The organism is Streptomyces sp. NPDC005141 (assembly GCF_053599975.1).
Genome location: NZ_JBSFYW010000100.1, coordinates 1 through 20,693 on the forward strand (window position 1 = coordinate 1; position 20,693 = coordinate 20,693).

16 protein-coding genes and 1 pseudogene are annotated in these 20,693 nt (G+C 66.5%); 10 read left to right on the forward strand and 7 right to left on the reverse strand.

Features of this window, described 5'->3' with window-relative positions:
• Positions 1-81 precede the first annotated feature (81 nt).
• Positions 82-513, reverse strand: a complete 432-nt coding sequence (locus tag ACWD68_RS39620; protein WP_451811313.1) for a hypothetical protein — start codon at positions 511-513, stop codon at positions 82-84.
• A 435-nt stretch (positions 514-948) separates the two neighbouring features.
• Here ACWD68_RS39620 and ACWD68_RS39625 point away from each other — a divergent pair, with 435 nt between their 5' ends.
• From ACWD68_RS39625 to ACWD68_RS39640, 4 genes are read left to right on the forward strand one after another with little or no spacing between them, the layout of a single operon-like run.
• Positions 949-3,255 (forward strand): hypothetical protein, encoded by a 2,307-nt coding sequence (locus ACWD68_RS39625; RefSeq protein WP_451811314.1) that lies wholly within the window; start codon positions 949-951, stop codon positions 3,253-3,255.
• Positions 3,252-4,397, forward strand: a complete 1,146-nt coding sequence (locus tag ACWD68_RS39630; RefSeq protein ID WP_451811315.1) for a hypothetical protein — start codon at positions 3,252-3,254, stop codon at positions 4,395-4,397. Before ACWD68_RS39625 ends, ACWD68_RS39630 begins: the two co-directional genes overlap by 4 nt.
• Positions 4,398-4,441: 44 nt before the next feature.
• Positions 4,442-5,287, forward strand: coding sequence for a hypothetical protein (locus ACWD68_RS39635; RefSeq protein ID WP_451811316.1), 846 nt, complete (start codon positions 4,442-4,444; stop codon positions 5,285-5,287).
• A 47-nt stretch (positions 5,288-5,334) separates the two neighbouring features.
• Complete coding sequence (locus tag ACWD68_RS39640; RefSeq protein WP_451811317.1) at positions 5,335-5,745, forward strand: hypothetical protein; 411 nt, start codon at positions 5,335-5,337, stop codon at positions 5,743-5,745.
• Positions 5,746-6,214: 469 nt separating this feature from the next.
• Here ACWD68_RS39640 and ACWD68_RS39645 read toward each other — a convergent pair.
• The 3 genes and pseudogenes from ACWD68_RS39645 to ACWD68_RS39655 form a co-directional block, all read right to left on the reverse strand.
• A pseudogene (locus ACWD68_RS39645) lies at positions 6,215-7,056 on the reverse strand (3'-5' exonuclease); the annotation flags it as partial.
• A gap of 126 nt (positions 7,057-7,182) precedes the next feature.
• Positions 7,183-8,508: a hypothetical protein gene (locus tag ACWD68_RS39650; protein ID WP_451811318.1), complete on the reverse strand. Its 1,326-nt coding sequence runs from the start codon at positions 8,506-8,508 to the stop codon at positions 7,183-7,185.
• A complete protein-coding gene (locus ACWD68_RS39655) occupies positions 8,501-10,543 on the reverse strand; it encodes a CHAT domain-containing protein (RefSeq protein ID WP_451811319.1) in 2,043 nt (680 codons plus the stop codon). The genes ACWD68_RS39650 and ACWD68_RS39655 overlap by 8 nt, the downstream gene beginning before the upstream one ends.
• Positions 10,544-10,721: 178 nt before the next feature.
• Here ACWD68_RS39655 and ACWD68_RS39660 point away from each other — a divergent pair, with 178 nt between their 5' ends.
• The 4 genes from ACWD68_RS39660 to ACWD68_RS39675 all read left to right on the forward strand — a co-directional run bounded on the left by ACWD68_RS39660 (position 10,722) and on the right by ACWD68_RS39675 (position 13,286).
• On the forward strand, positions 10,722-11,363 hold the full coding sequence (locus tag ACWD68_RS39660; RefSeq protein ID WP_451811320.1) for a Crp/Fnr family transcriptional regulator: 642 nt from the start codon (positions 10,722-10,724) through the stop codon (positions 11,361-11,363).
• A 117-nt stretch (positions 11,364-11,480) separates the two neighbouring features.
• Positions 11,481-12,032 carry a hypothetical protein gene (locus ACWD68_RS39665; RefSeq protein WP_451811321.1) on the forward strand — a complete coding sequence of 184 codons (552 nt, stop codon included), beginning with the start codon at positions 11,481-11,483 and terminating at the stop codon, positions 12,030-12,032.
• 107 nt (positions 12,033-12,139) lie between these two features.
• On the forward strand, positions 12,140-12,289 hold the full coding sequence (locus ACWD68_RS39670) for a hypothetical protein (RefSeq protein WP_451811322.1): 150 nt from the start codon (positions 12,140-12,142) through the stop codon (positions 12,287-12,289).
• 121 nt (positions 12,290-12,410) lie between these two features.
• A complete protein-coding gene (locus ACWD68_RS39675) occupies positions 12,411-13,286 on the forward strand; it encodes an ATP-grasp domain-containing protein (protein WP_451811323.1) in 876 nt (291 codons plus the stop codon).
• Positions 13,287-13,951: 665 nt separating this feature from the next.
• Here the strand turns inward: ACWD68_RS39675 and ACWD68_RS39680 are convergent.
• On the reverse strand, positions 13,952-14,296 hold the full coding sequence (locus ACWD68_RS39680) for a DUF6415 family natural product biosynthesis protein (protein WP_451811328.1): 345 nt from the start codon (positions 14,294-14,296) through the stop codon (positions 13,952-13,954).
• 80 nt (positions 14,297-14,376) lie between these two features.
• A complete protein-coding gene (locus ACWD68_RS39685; RefSeq protein WP_451811324.1) occupies positions 14,377-14,901 on the reverse strand; it encodes an ATP-binding protein in 525 nt (174 codons plus the stop codon).
• A 131-nt stretch (positions 14,902-15,032) separates the two neighbouring features.
• On the opposite strand from ACWD68_RS39685, the gene ACWD68_RS39690 reads away from it, so the two are divergent.
• Complete coding sequence (locus ACWD68_RS39690; protein WP_451811325.1) at positions 15,033-16,382, forward strand: hypothetical protein; 1,350 nt, start codon at positions 15,033-15,035, stop codon at positions 16,380-16,382.
• Between the two features lie 278 nt (positions 16,383-16,660).
• Here the strand turns inward: ACWD68_RS39690 and ACWD68_RS39695 are convergent, their stop codons facing one another.
• The gene (locus ACWD68_RS39695; protein ID WP_451811326.1) at positions 16,661-19,924 is read right to left on the reverse strand and encodes a type ISP restriction/modification enzyme; all 3,264 of its coding nucleotides are present in this window, start codon (positions 19,922-19,924) and stop codon (positions 16,661-16,663) included.
• Between the two features lie 433 nt (positions 19,925-20,357).
• On the opposite strand from ACWD68_RS39695, the gene ACWD68_RS39700 reads away from it, so the two are divergent.
• The coding region (locus ACWD68_RS39700; protein WP_451811327.1) for an HD domain-containing protein at positions 20,358-20,693 on the forward strand (336 nt) is incomplete at its 3' end.

The window sequence follows — 20,693 nt, forward strand, 5'->3', positions numbered from 1 at the left end:
CGTGTTTGTTTGTAGGGTGAGTGGTGGCGAGACCAGGCCGGGACCGCACCCCGCCCGACCCCTCTGCGCTGGGAACCCGCGTTACTCCTTGTCCTCTGCAGGACTGCGCCGTTTCGGGACGCGCACCACGCGGCGAGGGGTGATGGCCGCGGTCTCGGACAGCCGTTCCATCCGCAGGAAGTGCACGTTGCGCATGTACAGCGCTGCGGCCTGGAAGTCGGTCTCGTTGACCGGGCGCCGCTTGGTGGCCACGAGTCCGGCATCGCCGAGTTCCCGCAGCCCCTTACTGCGGGTGTCCTCGCTCAGGACGAAGCGGCCCTCAGCCTCGCGCGGGCTGAACCACAGAGGAACCTCCTCGCTGATCCCTCCGTTCTCGCACAGCAGCGCCAGGAACATGGCCACCGCAGCGCCGGACAGCACGGCGATGTGCCCACGGGTCCAGAAGGTCTGCGGGATCTGGATGTAGCGGTGCAGGAGCACGCCGAGGTCGCTGGTCTCCTTCGCGGGCGGCACCGTCTTGTCGAGGACCAGGTGGTGGTCGGTGCGGCCGGTGACGACGACGCCGGACAGCCGGCGGTCGAGGGCGCGGTGCAGGTGCCCTTTCCGTGGGCAGACCTAGCTAGAGCTCCTGAGGGAACCATGCTCGCTGCGGGAAGAGCGGGTGCCGACTCGGGACCACTCGAGCGACGCGTTCCGAGGGTTTCCCGGACTACTCCGTCGTGATCGGCCGATCTTGGTGGAGTTCATGCGGCGTTTGGATCCAAGCATGCTGTTCCAAAGTGCCGAGTGTGGAAGCTGAGCCGGTGCGGTTGTTCCGTTTCGGGCGGTAATTGCAGAACAACGGACAAAGGCGTGTTTGCGCCGGTACGTTGCCTGCGAGATGGGGAGTGGCGTACCAGATCCGAATGCACGGGGACGAGTGATGCCACTGTGCGACTGGGGGGTTACATGTCAGAAGTATCGATACTCATCGACGCCCTGCTGCGGGCCAGGCTGGGGCAGTTACCCGAGGTGGAGCGTGAGAGTGCGCGCTGGCGCACGCTCGGCGAGCGCCTGGACGAGCTGGAGGGCGCACTCGCCGATCTGCGGGCGCACAGCATCATGGACGCCGAACTGGCGGCAGCCCTGACACTTCCTCATCTGCCAGAGACCCGGCTGGCCGTGGCGGAAGCAGCGGACTCATTCAGAGTGATCGCTTCCCGCTTCACCCGGACAACAGTCAACATCGGTGTGAGCGGCGCGGCGCGCATGGGCAAGAGCACCCTGCTGCAGTCGGTCTCAGGCCTCGACGACAACCAGATTCCGACCGGTCACGGCATCCCGGTCACCGCGGTCCGCAGCCGCATCTTCCACTCACCTGCAGTACGGCGGGCCGAGTTGGAGATGCACAGCCCGGAGAGTTTCCTCGCCGAGGTGATCTCCCCGTTGCATGTGGCGCTCGATCTCTCCCCTGCGCCGCGTACGATCGCCGAATTCGGCCGCTGGGTCTACCCGGAAGCTCTGCCGGAAACCCGGGATCGGCTGCTGCTGACCCGGCTGCGTGAACTGCATGGTGCGTTGGAGTCTTACGAGCCGCTGCTGACCGGCGGGGTCAAGACGGTGCCGCTGGAACAGGTGCGGCGGTTCGTGGCCTATCCGACCCATGAGGAGATCACCGAGGGGGCTGGGCGGGTGGGGCGTGCCTATGCCGCCGTGCGCGAGGCCCGCATCGAGTGCGCCTTTCCGCACGAGGACGTGGCCAGGATCGGCATCGTGGACCTGCCGGGTCTGGGCGAGGTGGCCGCCGATGCCGACCGGCGGCATGTGGCGGGGCTGCGCAACGAGGTCGACGCGGTGCTGGTGGTCAAGCGTTCCTCCGACACCTCCTCGTTCTTCGACGAGACAGACACCGCCGGACTCAGCCTTCTGGACGAGGTACGAGGGTTCGTGCGCAGCACCGGAGAATTCACCTACCTTGTGCACAACATCGATCCGGACAAGCCCCATCTCGCAGAGAACCTCCGCGGCGACCTGCTGCGCAATGTCAATGGCGGCGAGCCGGACCGCTTCTTCACCGTCTTCGAGACCGACGTACGTGACCCGGAGCGGGTCGGCAGGGAGCTACTCAGTCCTCTACTGAAGCGGATGGCGGAGGGGCTTCCGGTCATGGACTCCGAGGTGCTCGCCTGCACCCGGACCCAAGCCGCGGCTGGGCGTGACCGTACGCGCCTGCAGCTCACCGATCTGCGCCGGGCGCTCGACCAGGTGGCACGGCGGGCCGGAGTGCCGGAGGAAGTCAACGACGCCAAGGCTGCGCAGCTGCGCAGCGGTATCGCCAGGAGACTGCGCGGGCTGGTTGCCGAGCTGGCGGCGGAGGCGCACGGCTCCATGGTGGATCCGGGCTTCGGGGAGGCCATTGGGAAGGCCTTTGAGGGCGTACTCACATGGATCGAGGATGGCTTCGGAAAGGGCGCGGACGCATGGCGGGAGGAGGCGCTGACCTGCATGGTCACCGAAGGTCACTCGGCGGCGTTCGCGGGGCCGGAGTTCAGCAGGATCCGGGTCGAGATCAGCCGCCGGTTCTCGGCGCTGGACGACTTCTTCACGGCGCGGCTCACCGCTGCCTGGGACCGTACGGCCGCGGTACTCGAGGCCGAGTGCGGGGCGCTCTTCCAACCTGACAAGGGCAGGCAGGCGGATGGTGTCTCCGGCTCCGATGGCACCACCGCCCCTCCTGTAGCGCGGCCCGGCCGCGAGGTTCTCGCCGAGCTGGCCGAACTGTTCGCCCGCTCTTCCCAGCCCTGCCCGGGTCTGGCTTCCGCGGTCAACAGCCTGCTGGATGTACGGCTGGAGTACCGCACTCTGCTCTACCCCCGGGTACGCCCCGATCTTGCCCCGCTGAATCTCCAGGTCAGCCACCCGGAAACCGGTGAGCAGATGCAGCAGGTGGCGGTCCCTTTGACCGAAGAGGGCGCGGAGGACCTGTACGAGCTGTTCGGCGGTCTCGCCGAGCAGGCGGCTTTTCGGATTCAGAAGTCGCTGTCGCAGGAAGCCGCCGTTCCTGCAGCCGTCATTCACGCGCTGGTAGAGCAGTTCGAAGACACCCTGGTCCGATCCGGCACCTCGGTCCAGGAATTCCGGCGGTTCGTCCGTTCGTACCGCAACGACCTGTGGCCGGAAGAGTTCCAGGGGATCGACGAGGCCAATAGCCGCTTCGCGCGCGTGGTTCGCGTTGCGCAGGACATCTCCAGCATCGTCGAGGAGGAGCAGCTGTGACGGACGACCGCTCGGTCTTCGAGTACAAAATCGGGCTGCTGGCGCCCAGCCGTGTGGGCAAGAGCACGCTGATCGCCAGTCTGCTCACCGAGGGCCAGCAACTGCTGGCCCGGGACTCCTCGGTACACCTGCTCACCGCGGACCGGCCCACCGCTCATCGGCTGGCCGCCGCCTACAACCTGGTCTCCGGAGCGCTCAAGGCCCGTGTGTTCCAGCCCGGCCTGGTGCCCAGTACCAGCGATCCCTCCTGGTTCCGGCTGTTGCTCGAAGCGCGGGGACAAGGCCTGCAGATCCGGTTCAACATCCTCGACTATCCGGGCGCATGGCTGGAGGGAGCCTGCGAAGGCACCGAGGACGAGCAGAAGTGGTCCGAATGCGAAGCGTTCCTCGCCGACAGTTCCGTGCTCATCCTCCCGATCGACTCGGTGCTGCTCATGGACGCCGGTGACGACCACGCGCATCTGCTCACCGCTCACCTGTCTGTATTCCAGATCAACCAGGCCGTTCTCAGATGGGCGAAGAACCGGCTGGAGCTGGCGGGTGAGCCAGCCATGATCGTGTTCTGCCCGGTCAAGTGCGAGACGTACCTGTCGGACAGCGGCAGTCTCCAGGATCACGCGGGCGCGCTGCGGGAGAAGGTGGTCGATCAGTTCAGCGAAGTGCTCAAGACGGTCCGTGAGGCGGCCCCGCACGCGGCGATCCGCTACCTCCCGATCGACACCTTCGGCTGTGTGGAGCTGGTCTCGGCACGCTGGCTCCACGCCCAGGCATCTCCCGGCGGCGAGATCCTCGTGCCCAAGTACCGGGTCCGGCCGCCGGGCCAGATCGTCCGGAAGGGATTGGACGACCTCATCACCCTGCTGTGCCGGCAACTGGTCGACACCGCGCGGACGCAGAGCGAGCGGACGACGGCCACACGGCAGACCGTTGCCCTGCACTCCCGAAGCTATGCGGAGGTGAGGGAGGGCTTCTTCCGTGACCTGTGGCTGAGCTTCAACGGCGAACGCGACCGTCGCAAGCGCGCCGCTGACAGCGACGCCCTGCTGTTCACCGAGTCGCAGCGCACCACCCAGTCGCTCTTCGACGTGCTCACTGCCCTGGCCGCGCGGGAGAGCGGGCCCCGTCTGCACCATCTGAGCTGACCGCCGAAGGGACTACCGTGCAGATTTGTCTTCGAACCCGGGGCGTGCCGCGCAGGCTGGACTACGGCTTCCTCGGCCCCGCACCCGAAAGCCGCTGGTGGGACCCGTACTCGGAGTACACCGCCACCGAGCGGCCCTGCCTGCTCGCCATCTCGTCGAACGGTCGCTGGCGAGTGCTGATCAGCGGGGTCCCCTCCACCCGGACCGACTCCGTGGGAACCCTCATTTTCTACACCCTGGTCCTCGAGGGCTCCTCCCCCGGCCCGGGGGGTGTGGTGGAGGCCGGGCAGGACCGAGCCGCGGTGCTGGCGCTCGCGTCCCGCTGGCTGGACGACATCGCCGGTCACCCGGAGGGCCGCGGGGTGCTGTCAGAGCTCCTGGACGGTATCTGTTCCAGCACTGAGGTGGACCGGCTGCTGGCCGCCCGCTCCTCGGAGCTCGCCGCCGAGCGCAAGGAGCTCACCGGCAGGCTCGCGACCGCGCTGGCATCCCTGAACCCCGCCCCGCCCGTGCAGGACACCGACGTCCCCGCCCGTCTGGGGGAGCGCTGGATCGCCGGCCGAACGGCGCCTGGCGCCGACGCGGCCTTCTTGGCTCGGCTGTCCTCGCTGCTGTCCGGCAAGACCGGGGAGGCGCATCTGCTCAATCTGGTCTCCTGCGCGGAGGACATCACCACGCTGCCGCCGGGAGGTGGGCCGCTGGCCGTACTCGTCGAAGGCGGCATGGTCGGCGACTCCGCGATGCGGGCCGAGGCGCTTCCGAAGCTGCGTCCGGAGGTCGTGGCCAGCGTCCCAAAAGCCCGGTGGCGGGCAGCGACAGTTCCCACAACGGTGACCGCCGTCATCCTGCTGCTTCTGGGTCTGTCCCTGCTCGCCAGCCGCTGGATCTGACCAACCCGTTCCTGATCAAGGGGAAATCATTCGGTTCTAAGTTTCCGTTGCGGCTGTCAGTCGGCCTCGGGGCGCTGCAGCGTCTGCAGTTCTCCTCAAGAGCCTCGTACCAGGGCGAGTGGCTGGAGCCTGGTGTCCTGTTGGCCTTCCGCGCCGAATTCTCGGCGTCCGCGCCGGGGAGTGGCCGCCCCATCCGGGCCCTTTTGCTCGCCCGACTGGCCGTCAGACGGGCCCGGTTCATTGTGGAAACAGCCCGCTACGAATTCGCCAAGGTGGTGGACCTGGACTTCGCCGTGTCGTTGAACGGCGAGACGGTGTACGAGGCGTACGGGGTCAAGCCGATGAGGGAAGACAACCGACTCGTTTTCACCGAGAAGCCCGGCTGCACCACGAGCTACACCACGATCGAACAGATAGTGCCCGGCTTGAAGCAGGCAGTTCAGAACGAGAACCATTGACCGTGCGTCAGCTGGCCGACCACTGGCCCCCGGCCACGGCGTTGGCCGCTCTCGCCAGTCTGCACGTCGTATGAGGTCTGGGCTCATTGGGGTCTGGGCTCATCCCGGCCGCTGCCTGACCGAGAAGTTTCCTCAGACGCAGTGGCCGGCCACCCGGATCCGCCCGGCCCGGTGGCTTGCTTCGCCGTGGCGGGAGCACTGGGGGTCGCGGCATCCTTGGTTTCGGGTCAGCCTCGGCAACGCCCGGCGCTGTCCCGGCTTGGCGCAGCCGATAGTCAGCTCGACTCGAACCCGCCGTGGGGCGACGATCTGACCGGTCGGCTCCTGGGGACCGAATGCCGGCCCAAAGCGGCACAGCAGGACAGCAGGAACAGGCGCTCCTGTGGGGGCAGGGCCATGAGGGCGGTGACGGTCTCGCCGACTGCACTGAACAGCCAGTGCTTCCCGCTCCGCTGTGCACGGCGGAGCATCAGGCTGTTGCCCGCTCTCGCCCTTGGCTCCCTGCGGGATGATCGTCGATCCAGGACAGGCCACCCATGTCAAGACGGTCACGGGCGCGGGTGACGGCGACGTAGGCGAGGCGCGCTTCGGCATCGTCGATGGGGCCGGGAACGGGGTGGCCGTTTGCGTCCTGCTCATCGGTGTTCTCGGGCGGGGCGAAGTCGCCGGAGATTACCGTCCGCCATTCGCAGCCTTTGGCTCGGTGAGCGGTGGAGATGATGACGTCGGCGTGGTTTCGGGGGCCAGTCGTTCAACGGCTCGCAGGACGGAGTCGGGGCCGTGCTGGTCGATGAGTTCGACGAACGGCTTCAGGTCACCGCCGGCGGGGTCGTGGTCGGCGTAGTCCTGCAGTTCACCCCCGGGACGAGAACAAGATCAGTTCTGGATGTGTGGTGGGGCACCCGTTCCTAACGTCGCGCGGGCTGCCGTGGCCAGCGTGTACAGGCTTCGTCCTCCCCCGGCCAGAGCGACGCGATAGCCCGCCGCGAGGTGCGTCATCACTTCGGTGATGGCTCCGATGTTCGTGCGGCACAGCACCGCATCGGTGCGCTCGACCGGAGCGAGTTCGGTGGGAATCGCGTCGGTTCCGGTCAGGCGGACGGGGGCGTCGGCGATTGTCAGCCACCGGTTCGCCTCCGAGGCGAGGGCGGGGCCGAAACGGAAGGATCGGGACAGGGGCAGGGTGTGGCCGTCGAAGTCGGCCATGATGTCGCGTGCACCGCGCCAGCCGTAGATGGCTTGGGCTGAGTCGCCGACCATCGCCAGCTGAGCGTGGACGCGTTGGTCGGTGAGGACCTTCGCCCGAAGTGGTCGTTCCCAGCGTGTGCTACCGCAGCGTCGGAGCGCTCAAGGGGACCCCAACATATACGTCGCACAGTCGCTCGACAGTCCTGACGGTGGAGGCTTCCGGGGTGAGGAATCCGACGCCGTTGAGGATCAGCCCGCAAGGACTTCCCGGGCGGAATCTACGCTCCACAGCCATGCGGTGGCCTGGTAGCCCTTGGCCACGGCGAGGACTTGTGTGAAGGCTTCTTCGTCGAAGGGGCCTTCAACAGGGGTGCCGTCGCGGAGGGCGCGGTCGTTGAGGGGACCGCGGTCGGCGGTTGCATATCCGGGGCGGAAGACGTTCTCGTAGAGCCAGTCGGAAATGGCCACGACGAGGTCGGCTTTCTCGTTGTTCTCCAGAGCATCCCGTAGCTGTCGGCTGTCTACCAGGCGGCAGAACCTCACCACCGTGGGGCCGGAGAAGCCAAGCGCCGAGCGGGCGACGGGCCCGATGTCGCACGCCATACGGCATCGGATTCTGTCCGCGTGGCCACTGTTGTCCCTGGCCAGATGCCCGGCCACGCCAGTCATCAGCCGGGGAAGGAGATCAACGCAGTCCATTTCGGCAGGCAGGACCACGTTCATGCCGTCACCCGTGGGCTGGACGTCTGTCCGCTCATCGGAAACGCCGGCCTCGTGCAGCACTTGGCGGACGAGTTGGGCCACTCGGTCCTGTACCTCGTTCTGCCGGGGGCCGGAGCGGGTGCTGTAGCCCTCGACGTCGAGGGCGAAGCCGAGCCTGATCTGACGCCGGCCAGTGACGTCAGCCGAGGCCGGACGGGGTTCGGGGGGCCTGCCGAGGGGAAGTTGGACGACGAACGCTGCGGGTCTGCCCTTCGGCGAGAACCCCATGTCTTGGAACGGTGTCAGTGCGTAGGCGGCGTCGGACCGTACTTTCAGTTCACGCAGGCCGGAGGGGACCAGCAGTAGGAGCCAGCCGCTGCGCGAGCCAACGGGGACCCCGTGGGTGTCTCCTGTGTGGCGCCACCGCACTGAGGTGCTGCCGATTCCGAGCGCTTCGATGGTCGGTGTGAGCGCCGGAACGACAAGGTCGTTCATCACCATGTCCCCAGAGCAGCCGGTCCGGGAGATGGCATCGGGATTGGCGATGAAGGCGAGATGTCTGGTCACTGCGTAACTGCGGGCGGGTTCGGGGAGGCCGACGGCCCTCGGCACCATGTCGGCTACGTACACTCCGCTGTCCTCGAATGTGAACCCGAACTCCATCCACTGTGGCGGTGAGGAGGACGGACGTAAGGCCAGGTCGGTGTTCACTTTGATGACGTAGACGTCATGGTCACGGAAATCCGCGGGCACCGGCGTGACGGCATGGATCTGCCAGCCCTGAAATTTGACGGCGCCGATGTCGACCTCTTGGGGAGCCGTGTCGAACGAACGGCTGCTGTCGTCGACGAGGACGAGTTCCACCTCAGCCACGTGGTCCACGGAACCCCCTCCGGCGTCTGGCCACTCCACGGCAGTGACGGTGTTGGGACGGGACAAGGGCGAAGGGGCGAAGTGTGTGGGCAGGAACGCCGAGACAGACGAACGCGGCCCAGTGCCGAGGATGCAGTCCTTCCGACCAAGCCTTCCTCTGCGCTTGCTGAAGCGCGTGCGCCGGCGAGGCGCCGGCAGCGAGACGGCGGTAGAACTCCTGGATCACCGTCCGGGTCGTTCCGTCCGGAACGCGCCACAGGCTGATGACGACGACTCTGGCTCCGGCCTGGCGGAAGGCGTGACCGGCCGACCAGGGCACATCGCCCGCCCCGACCTCGCCGAGTCCGGTCTCGCATGCGCTGAGTACGACCAGAGCCGTATCTTTCAGGGAGAGTCCGGCGATGTCGGATCCTAGGAGTAGGCCGTCACCCGGTTTCGGCAGACTCTCACCCGTGGATTCCCACAGCGCCGCGTTGGCCAGCGCCACTCCGCAGCGATGCCACGGCTTGTCCGAGTGCGTGAGGAGCTCGAATCCGCGGAATCGGCCAAGGTGGTTCACGTTGGGGAGGCCCCTACTGGGGACTTCCCGATGGCGGACGGCGAAGGCGTGGGTGGCCAGATGCAGAACACGCGGCGATCGGACATTGCGCAGCAGCACGTCGGTGGCGTCGAGGCCCGTCGTAACGCCGACTCCGAGGAGTGATGCCACGATCTTCCCCTCCTCGCGGGCGTGGGGAAGCGGCGCGAAGAGTGTCCGTTTCCGTTTGCCGTCCGGTGCGCCGAAGGCCGGGTCCGCGACGACCAGGGGATCCCCGGTGCCGACCGCCAGCGAGTCGTCCGTAGTCGGTTCCAGACCGTGGTTGACGAAGGTGAGGGTGGCATCGGTCAGCCATGGACTGCCGTCGGTATTGGGCAGAGCGGCGAACGGTGCCAGCCACAGTTCGGAATCGGGAGCGATGATGACTCGGCGAGCCCGGGACACGAGGGGGCGCAGAGGCTCGAGTACGGCTGCGGCCAGAGCACGTGATGCCCGACCCCTCACGTTGGCGGGCGGCTCCGGGGGATGGGGAGGGTCAGGGTTTTCGGTCTTGCCGGCCGATGCCTGAAGTCCGTACAAGCGATGCAACTGCTCCTGCGGAAACATGCTCGTGCCGTTGCTGAGGTCCCACATCAACTGCCGGAACGAGACGGCGTCGATGGTGACCGTGTGCTCGATGAGCTGATGCGAGCGGCTGTAGGTCACCTGCATCTGTGCGGTCACGGGTGGCCCGTCAGACCCGTCGTCCTCGGCTTCGAACAGGCGACGCATCTCCGCGACGGGCATGGAGACGCAACCGCCGTGATAGGAGGCCAGCCCGGACATTTCCTCCCGCACGTCTGCAACGCAGTCGTCAATCTCTTTGGCGAGCCCGACGTCGACGAGGGTGACCCGACGGTCGTCGGCCCAGCCTCCGAGAGCGAAGCAGGCGTACCTGTCGGGCAGTTGCCCCGCAGATTCCAGCGGAGCGGTGAAGTCGTGAGGCGCGTAGCGCAAGAACTCGAGGAGGACGCCATCGGCCGGCAGCCGGCTCCAGGTCTCCGACAGACGGGGAAACAGCGGGCCAGCTCGCGGCGGTTCGACCTTGGTGAGTGCAGCCGTGATCGCTTTCCAGGTCATGACCTGCCGCATGGCGGAAGCGGTGATCTTCGGATTGGACGCCATCAGCGCCAGGGACACAGACAGGCCCACCGCTTTGCCGAGGCAGGACGCGGCAATACGCCGCACCTCCAGCGAGCCCGTGTAATCGCGATACGCGTTGGCGGCCACCACGATGAAGGAGGATCGGAAGGAGGCCGCGGCTTGTTCGAGCTTGCCGCGGGCAACGCGGATCTTGCCCAGCTTCTCCAGACAGGTGGACCGTCGGAGGTCGTCCACGGGGAACAGGCCGACAGCTTTGCGAAGCGCGATCTCCGCCTCAATCAGCGCACCCCGGCCCATCAGTTCCGCGCCGTACTGCAGGAGTCGAGAGGCACGGTCGACCACACCATCGTCCATAACCCCTCCCCCTGGCGGTAGGACGATCTGCGGTACGGCAGAAGTGTCCGATTGTGCCGAAGTCCTGTCATAGCGTAGTCGAAGGGATACAGCCCACGGGCGGTAACGAGAGGGGGCGTTGGCCTTGTCGAGCTCCAGCACATCTGGCCGGCGTGGACCGTGGCCACCTCACAGTCTGATGTACGCACTTCCCGCGGAAACCGGAGATGCTCTGCTCACCCTCGGCTCCCGGCGCCGCTACGCGGACGGGCAGCAATTGCTGACGGAAGGGGACAGCACCACACATGCGATCCTGCTCGTCGACGCGTCCGTCAAGGTCAGTGCCACAACCGCGAACGGCCAGTCTACGCTGCTGGCAGTACGTCACAGCGGCGATCTGGTCGGAGAGATGGCGGCACTCGACGGGCGGCCTCGCGTGGCCACGGTCACGGCTGTCGGTACTGCAAAGGTCCAGGCTATTTCCCAGCAGGAGTTCCGGGCCTTCCTGCACCGGCACCCGCTGGCAGCGGCCGCTGTCAGTCGGCAGGTCGTCGAGCGGCTGCGGGCCGCCACACGGCGACGGGTCGACTTCGCAGGCGTACCCGTACAGGTGAGGCTGTGCCGGGTATTGGCGGAGTGGTGCGAGGAGAACGGCAGCCGGACTCCCTGCCGCGTCGGGCTCACGCAGTACGAGTTGGCCACGCTGATAGGAGCCGCCGAGGTGAGTGTCAGCCGTGCCCTGCGCACGCTCGCCCAGGACGGTGTCATCCGGACGGGATACCGGTGGGTCGAGATCCCCGACTGCACCGCGATCCGGCAGCTGGGAAACGGGAAGCCGTAGTCGCCACCGCGCCGGGTCGCCGCGATTCCGTCTTCTGACGGAGACGGCGCGCCCAAGGAACCGGCAACCTCATGACAGCGATCAGGAAACCTGCGAGGCCGCTGCCAGGGAGGGCTGATGGGCGCACAAGATTTTGGACCACTGGGTAGCTCCTTCGAGTTCATCCATCGAAACCTCGACTCCTTCAAGATCAAGCAGGAGGTCGACAAGCGGGGCATCCACGGGTACATCGACCACTGTGCCCGCCTGGCGGCGGCCACGGGTGTAGCTGCCGGGTCCGGCGGGGGTATGACCCTGGCACTGGGCATTCCGGCGGACATCGCCAACACTGTGGCCCAGCAGTTCAAGGTCACCCTTGCGGTGATCTACCACCGCACCGGCCGGTACGTGGTCAGCTTCGAGGAGTTCATGAAGATCGTCGCGTTGTCGGTCGGCGTGGAAGCCAGTGCCAAGGGCCTGGAGTACCTGGTCATCAAGGTGGCGCAGGAGGTGCTGAAGCGGCTGAGCGCCCGCGTGGTGGGCCGGCTCATTCCCCTCGTGGGGGCTGTCGTGGGGGGAACGCTGAACTACGCCTTCATCAGGGGGATCGGATCGTCCATGCTCGTCTTCGCCGACGACATCTTCGACGACCGCACGGAGGGCGGATCGGGGTCCCTGACGGCCGCATAGCCCGGCCAAGGCACCCCCGGCTGCACCTCCAATGGGGTCAGCCGCTATCCAGCTCCGTTCGCACCACATCGGCACGACCCGGGATCGAAGGAAAGAGAGGCAACCCTATGAACGCCGATCGACTGGATGAGGAGCGGCAGCTCCCACCGAGTCTCTACGACACGCTGGCCGAGGCCGTCGACTTCGCCGACGTTCCGGGCAGGACGACGACTATGTCGGTCGAGACGACGGACAATGACCCCTTCACCTTCAGCTGACGGGGCATGCGCTGTGGCACGGGCGGTGAACGAATCCTGCGGCCCGGCGGGCCGCCGTCACGCCGGCCCACGCACCCCAGTGGTGATCATCGGTGAGGAATCCGACCCCCACGTACGTGAGGTGGCGGATCGCATCTCCTCGCTCCGCCCGTTGGTCGTCCTCGACGCAGCCGGTGTCCAGCGCATCCCGTTCGTGGTCTCCGCAACTCGCCTCGGCGTGGAGACCACGAACGGTCACGGAGCCGCTCACCTCCAGGACGCCCACCGCGGCTGGATCCGGCGCCCCGCGCCGGCCGACTGGGACGTAGGGATGAGATGGGGAAGCAAACAGGCCGCGGTGCAGGGCGCGTGGCGCACGCTGCTGGTGTCACTGCTGCGCAACCCCGCCTGCGAGTGGCTGACGTCCCTGGACGCGTTGCTCGCCGCCGAGAACAAGATCGTGCAGTGCCGGACCGCCACTGGGGCAGGTATCGACGTGCCCCCGCTGATAGTCACCAACGACCCGTCCGAGGTGACGTCTCTGCCGGGGCATCTCGTCGCCAAACCCCTCGGCCCCCCGCAGTACTGGCTCGAGCAGGGCGATCCCCGGATCGTCTTCGCGGCCCCAGTGGACACGCAAGACCCGTCGGTCGCAGAACTCCTGGCGGGCGCACCATTCATTCTGCAAGAACGCGTCAGGGCCGTACGACATCTGCGGGTCGTGACGGTGCGCGATGAGGCCTGGGCCTTCCAGATCCCGGCAGAAGGCATCCCCCTGGACTGGCGCAGGAGCGCCGCCGCGCACACATCGTGGCGGCCGTTGAAGGCACCAGACATCGAACAACGGGCAGTCAACCTGTCGGCAGCAATGTCCGTCAGGTACTCCAGCCAGGACTGGATCGAGACAGCAAGCGGCACGTACTTCATCGATCTCAATCCCGGCGGGCAGTGGCTCTTTCTGCCCGATCCCGAGGCGTCACAGATATCCGCGGCGATCGCCCACTGGCTGCAGGGCTGAAAACCCCGCGCGCGGATCAGTCGCTCAGTCCGCTGACCGCCGGCTCGCCTCAGCCGACGTACCGGACCTCGGGATAGGCGACTCGGCCTGGATCGTCGTGTGACAGCAGCCCGGCCGGGTCGATCAGAGGCACCACCGCCTCATGAAGGTCGTCGCCGGCCGGGTTCGCCTGACCATCGTGGCGCAAAACGCTGCAACGGTGCGGACGTGCCTGGCGCACACCGGGGGCTGGTTCGTCAGGATCTCTGTCCGGGTGGGGTCCTCGTCCCTGGGCCCCGCAAGGAAGATGGAACCGATCTTCGTCCGGGCGGGCTGGGTGCAGACCTGGCACCGGAGGGTCTGCATGGTCATCATTTGCCGATGCGGGTGCATGAACTTCCACTGTGGCTCCCCGGTCGGCATCCCGTCCGCACCCAGCGGATTCCAGCCGACCCGCGCGAGCAGCACACCGCGGGGATCACGGTCCCGGGGATCTTCGTCAAGGTAGTGAAGCCTACTTCGGCCCGGCGCGCTGCGTCTGATGACCAGGTTGTCGGGCGCCGCCTCCTCCCCTAACCGCTGGATGACGTACGGGACTACGGCCGGTCCGACTGAGGTGGAAGGCATGGATCGATACGTCTTTCTCGACGGGGCGGGCGGGCTGTACGGAAGCAGGGGACCCAGCATCAGGCCGCCTCCCGCAGGCACTTGATCGCGCCGAGGCGTTCGTGGAGTTCGTTGACCGACCAGGCCATCCGGCGCAGGTGCCCCACGGCCTGCAGGTGGTCGCCCGGCATCGCTTCGGTGCGTAACCAGCGGGCCCGCTCGATCAGTTGTTCCGCTTCCGGGTCCTTCTGGCCGGCCTCCGTGGCGACGGCGATAGCAACGAGTTGCATCAGGTGGCCGCGGAGCCGCAGGTCGTGGTCGTCGAGGGCTCCCTCGGCTGGAACGACGTCGTCGAGGACCGCGCCCACGTCGTCGAGCAGCGATTCACCGTCGAACGGCTGCCACCCGCAGACCTTGGTCAGCACTGTTTCCAAAGCTTCGGGGTCTAGCGGCGGCGTCCACACAGGTACGGCCCTGGTTCGCCCGGGGATAGCGGCGGGGGTCATCACGCCTTCTCCTCGGCTGGAACGGTGAGACGGCACCAGGTGACTGCGCCTGCGTCGCTGGTCCCCCAGACTCCGCCGTTCTCCTTCACCAAGGCATCGACGAGAGCGAGACCGCGCCCCGACTCGGCATCCTGATCGGCATTACTGGGCTCGGCACATCCGGCCATGCCGTCCCGCACAGTGATCCGAAGGAAGCCGTCGCGAAGAGCGATGGTCAGGCTGATCTCCGTCGTTCCGCTGTGTAGCAAAGCGTTGGTCAAAAGCTCAGAGACAATCAGCGTGACGTCGTCCGTCATCAACTCAAGCCCGCAGTGCCGAAGCCGCGCGGCTGTCAGGGTTCGGGCCATCCGCACCCGGCGGGCATCCCGTGCCACGATGCTCTGTCCGGTCCTGCCTGGCGAGACCTCGAAGCAGACGCTCATCACGTCATACGTCTGGACCTGGCGTTGACGCGCTTGATGCTCTGCGTGGGGGTCGTCTCCCAACTTGGAGACGCCTTCTGTCGCTGGTGGTGCGCTGGTCACCGCTGCTCCAAGGGCTGAGAACGATCGCTTTCTCGTAAGAGGTAATCGCGTGGTCACTGTCTGCGGGTACCGTTGGCGGCAGGTGGGACCGTGAACACCGTGAACGCCATGAGCTGTCGGGAGTTGAGTACATGGCCACGAGAAAGCGCACGCCCAACCCTGCCCTGGACAGGCTGCTTGAGCAGGCTCGATGGACGCGCACGCAGCTCGCTCAGCAGGTCAACCGGCTCGGTCCCCAGGCTGGATTGGATCTGACGTACGACCGGACGGCCGTCGCCCACTGGATCGCCGGCACGCCGCCAAAACCCGAGGTCAGGCCCCTGATTCTTGAAGCGTTGTCCGCCCGTTTAGGCAGGCCCGTGACGCATGCGGAGGCTGGTCTTCAACCCGCTCTGTCCGTCGGTGACTCTCCCGCAGTCGACACTGTGGAGGAGTTGATCGACCTCGGAAGGGCGGATATGGATCCATCCCGTCGGAGCATCCTGGCTGCGACTCTGTTCACCGCAGCACTCTCAGTCCCTGTCTTCCAGCAAGGCGCACGGGCCGCCGACGAACCGATAGCGCCAGGCAAGGCCACTACCCGAATCGGAGCGTCACAGGTTGCCTCCGTGCGTTCCATGACGGAGCGCATCGCGGACATCCTCGACGAGTTCGGAGCCGGGCACGCCCGCCCCATGGCCGCCGCCTTCCTGGTCAACACCGTCGGGCCGTGGCTTCGGGCCCAGGCCTCCGAGCCCGTGAAGCAGGACATGCTCGCGGCCACTTCGGATCTGACGTACCTCACGGGCTGGATGGCCATGTACGAAAAGGCCCACGGCCTCGGCCAGACCTACTACGTGAACGCGCTCAAACTCGCCAACGAGGCAGACGACCACGTCACCTACTGCCGAACGCTGCGCGGCATGTCGCTCCAGGCATCGAATCTAGGGCACGGGCGCATGTCCCTTGAGCTCGCGGACTCGGCGGCCGAGGCGGCACCCTCGGCCGGCCCGCGCCTGGTGGCGTTCCTGCGCGGACAGCAGGCTCACGCGGCCTCCATGGTGGGCGACCGGCGCCAGGCCCACACCCGCCTCCGTGAAGCCGAGTCAGCCCTGTCGAAGGCGGACAACCGGCGGGACGCGATCGGCGGGTACGACCAGACGGCATACCTCTTCCACGTCTCGCACGTGCTCATGGAAGAAGGAGACCTGGAAGGCAGCATCACCGCGATGCGGCAGTCCATCCGGGCTCAGCCCGCTCAGGAGCGGCAGGGCCGCGTCCACGCCTACGCAGTGCTAGCGCAGCGCCAACTCCGGTTCGGGCATCTGGACGCCTCGTGCGCCTCGTGGGGACGCTTCCTCGACGAGTACGAGCACGTCTCTTCCGTACGCGGTGACGACCACTTCACCACCATGCGTCGAGAGCTCGCTCCGTACGCTACCTCCCGCTCTGTTCAGAATTTGGCTGGCCGCGCGCGAGAAGTCGCCGCGGCCAAGGGCTGAACTACGAGCACCATGCTCAGCATTCGCTGACAACTCGGCCTGGACCAGCAGCGACAGACACCCCAGGCGGCCGCGTTCCTCCAGGCACAGGGACGGCCTGCACGAACGGGAGCCGATGCGGTTGGACGTGTCTGTGGGTGATTCGGAGGTGGCGAGGCCGAGAAAGGCCTCGTAGATGTCGTCGCATCGTTCCCGGCGGATGCGTAAGCGTCGAAAGCGCGCCCATCTCCCGTGACCGCAGCACCGCACGCAACCACTGCAGGGGCAATCCGCCAGGGTCACAGTTCGAACAAGCCATCTACGGAATCGGCTTTGAGAGGTTTGGCAGCTTCGCTCGGCACAGGGAAGACCCCGTCGTCGATCAGATCTGCCGGGGTAATGAGCCGACCCGCACAGATTTCGTCGAGAAGTTCGGCCTGCAATGGCTCTTCTCGTACCAGAAAACCCAAGACATTCAGTAGCTCCAACAACTCCGTGGTCCATGCAGAAGGCCATCTGTCGGCTACTACATGATCGAGTTCCAAACGCCTCTTTCCTGCTGGTGCACTTTTGCGGTAGCCAAACCACTTGTCCAGGACGTTCATGCCCGAAACTTGATAGTTGCGTACAGCGGGAGGAACGGGGCTGATGCGCCCGCTGCCGACCCAGAGGTCTTGCGTTACGGAGTCGTAGGTCAGCCGCTCGGGCATGTTCGCCGGATCATCGGGAATCTCTTCCAGGCATTGTGGTCGACCGGTGTCGAGCAGGATTTTTCCATAGGCTCTGCCGGCACCGGGGTCTGCGTGCCGCTCACCGTAGGTGTGCAGCCAAACCACTCGTCGTCCGAGGTTGACCGCTCGTGACCACAGGCGTCGTTCAGCAGTGAGAGGGATGTGTGCCCCGCCGACCTCCAAGTCGTCGAGGAATCGTTGTGTGTAGGCGGGGTGACTGGCGACGGCCGCGATGTAGGCCACGACGTCCTCAGCGGTGACCGTTTGCCCAAGACGGCGGCGCAGAACCGCAAGCAGTCCGGGGGCGAGGTTGGGTAGGGTTCCACCGCGGTTGCGGTAGATCGGACGGGCGCAGCCGCTGCGGTTGTTGTAGTAGTCCATGTCCGGCACGAGGGCACTGAAGAGCACTCCAGGTCCGCTGACCACGGCATGAGCGTTCTGCTCGATGACGTAGATTTGGCGGTCGCTTCGCACACGCCACAGGTCGGGGCGGCCGACAACCATGAGCCGATGGTCCGGGATGATCCATTGGCGATCGAAGGCGCGGTAAGCGACTCGGATGGAGTCGGCTTGGGGGCGGTGCTCGGTGCGCAGAGGTGTCCTGTCGTAGCCAGCAATGTCAGGAAGGGGCTCGACGTGACTGTCAAGGTCGCGGTCGCGCGCCTCTCCGAACATCCTTCGGCGTCGTTCGGTGTCCGCGGCCAAGAAGCGCCGCCAGCGTTCCTCGAGAGTTTCCTTGTCGGGGGCGTACACCCACATGCGCCCCGGAGTGACACCGCGGGACGACCACGGCATGAGGTTCCGCAAGGGGATAGATGATTCCCACAGGTCGCTGCCCGGTGGGAGGAAGGGGGCTGTTGCGTCTGCCGCGCAGATGCGCCACCCGGGATCATCGAGGGTCAGTGCCGTGAGCCGTTCGATTTTCTGGCGTCGGGAGCCTGCGACTTTCAGGTGTCGGAAGACAGGCGGGCCGGTCCGGGGCTGTTTCCAGCGCACGAAGACCGCTATGCACAGTTCCTGCGCGACTTCGGGAAAGATGCGCGTGCCCACATCTGCACGCTGGCCCTCCGGCGAGACGTCGATGATCCAGCCTGCGTCAGCGGTAGCGCGCAGATAGCGGCGCATGCCTGCGAAAGCCCGCCCTTTGATCCACGCTTTCGGCGTGAGCAGGGCGACGATGCCGAACGGAGCGTCGTGGTGGGCGTCAAAAACCTTCCACGTAGCCCAGCGCCAGAAGTAGACATAGAGGTTGGCCATCTTTGATTCGTAACGGCCGTTACCTGCCAGCCGGAAGTCGTCAATCGGAGCCGGGATGCCTTCTTCTGGGGCACCCCGCTCCACCCATTTACCCGCTCCCTTGCGGACGGCGTCGTGCGGCGGGTTACCCATGATGACCATGACACGTTCGTCGCGCTTGATGTGGTTGGCCTGGCGGCGCGACTCGTTGAACGCCCTGTAGGTGTGCGGGATCCAATGCTCTTCGGCTGTTGGACTATCGAGGGCGTCGGCTACCAGGAGCCTGAGGCCCTGGGATGGAGCAGCCGATCTGTAGCGCTTGAGCATGGCGTGCATGCGCAGCTCTGCAACCGCGAAGGGGCCAGTCTGTATCTCGAAGCCGACAAGTCTGCGGGCGACCATCTCGCGCAGGCGCGGTCCAACCGCGCCTTGTCCCTCCTGCGCGGTGATGGTGTCGGCTGCACGCTCCAAAGCAGTCAGCAGGAAGGTTCCGGTGCCCATCGCCGGATCGACAAGCACCACGTCCGGGGAGGCGAACCCGGAGGAGATGCCGAAGCCTTCGTGCTGCAGGATCTCCTCGGTGAGCCGGGCCATCGCTGCGACCACACCGTGCGGTGTGTAGTAGGAGCCCGTACGGATGCGCAGGTCAGGGTCGTATATGTGCAAGAAGTGCTCGTACAACAGGAAGTAGGCGTCCCCTGTGCCGTCGTCGAGAATCTCCCAGTCGACTACGCCGACGACCCTCAGCAGCGTGGTCAAGGTCGTGGACAGTTCGCTGACACCTTCGCCGGCCAGCACTTCGAGTGCCTTGCCCATCAGGGAGTGCTTCTTGCCGAGCTTGGTGGCGATGCCGGTGACGGTGTCGCCTTCGAAGACAATGCCTTCTACCCGGGCCAGCAGCAGGGCGAACACCACGGCCTGGCCGTATTGTTCGATGAACTCGGCATCGGTGGTCTCCGGGAACAGCAGACGCCGCCAGTCCTTGGCCAGCTCGGTGAACACAGGCGGGCGACGGCGGGCCTTCTCCTGGACGATCGCCTCGCCCACCTCCGCCGACAGCAACTGGCACAGCCCGGCAACCGCGCGCACCAACTGCCCGGTGGTACGTGGGATCAAGGGCTTCCAGGTGAGGAACTCGCTCAGAACGCGTGCCAAGCCCCCATCGGCCGGGGCAAGCCTGGCACCCGCAGTGCGAACCGAGCCCTTCATCCGGGCTACTTCCCCTACCTTGTGGCCACTGCGGAAGAGCGCGAACTCCTCCCCGTCGCACAACAGAACGTTGGGGAGCAGCCGCAGCTTCCCCCACTGGGCGGCATTGCGGCCCGTGAAGGCGGACGGATCAGCGCGCGTGCCCGGCTTCTTCAGCTCGATGAATCCCACTGGCGCGCCCCCGACGACGACGGCGTAGTCAGGGCGGGCATTGAGGTCGACCAGCGGCACCTCGCCGGTCAGCGTCACCTCCAGCCCCAGCCCCCGGCCCAGTGCGCGGATCATGTTCTCCAGCGGGCCTCGTAGTTGGTCCTCTTGCCAGCCACCACCCCGCAGCTTCGGCGCCACCTCCGCACCGAACACCGACACCGCCGTCTCGACAGCCATCTCAAAACTGGTGTGACCACTCCCGGACAAACCCACGCCGACCCCCGCCCTTAGGCGGCCGGACGGGACAACAGCACACGGCGCCGCTCCTCTTCCTGGCCGCGCCGCGCTCCCAGCGAGACAGAAACCATCCCTTATGTCACGTCCCTGCCATGAAGATAGATGCCCCACAAGGAGCGCTTGGAGGGGGCACAGACGCTCGGTGAGCGCACGCCCGGCGCGAAGTGGGGCGCTATTCCTAGCACGGCTATGTGGAGCTCAACATGCACAGCATCTGGGCCCTCCCCCAGGCCCAGCCCGGCCTGCTCCGCTCGGGTGCAGCGTCCCGCGCGCTGCGCGAGAGGCTATCGGGGACTCTCGCCGCGCGGACGGCGGGAGTTGGAGAGCATCCGGTACGCGATCCGCCTCGCCGAGGCGTGAAAGGAGCCTGACGGTGTCCGAGGACCTGACCGCGGTGGCACGCTTCCTGTACGAGGCGGGGACGCTGAAGAACACCGCACGCACGGGATGGTGGATGGCCGGGGTCAAAGAGCCGGAGTCGGTCGCCGATCACTCATGGCGCACCGCCCTCATCGCGACGATCATCGCCAAGCTGGAGGGCGCGGACCCACCCAGGGCGGCATTCCTCGCGGTATGGCACGACTCGCAGGAAACCCGAACCGGGGATGCAGCCATGCAGGATGGACCCCGTGCCGAAGAACCCGCCCGAGTCCATGCAGCACCACCTCCGCGTCCGACTGCGCGACCGCGCGCGGGAACGCTGGCCCCA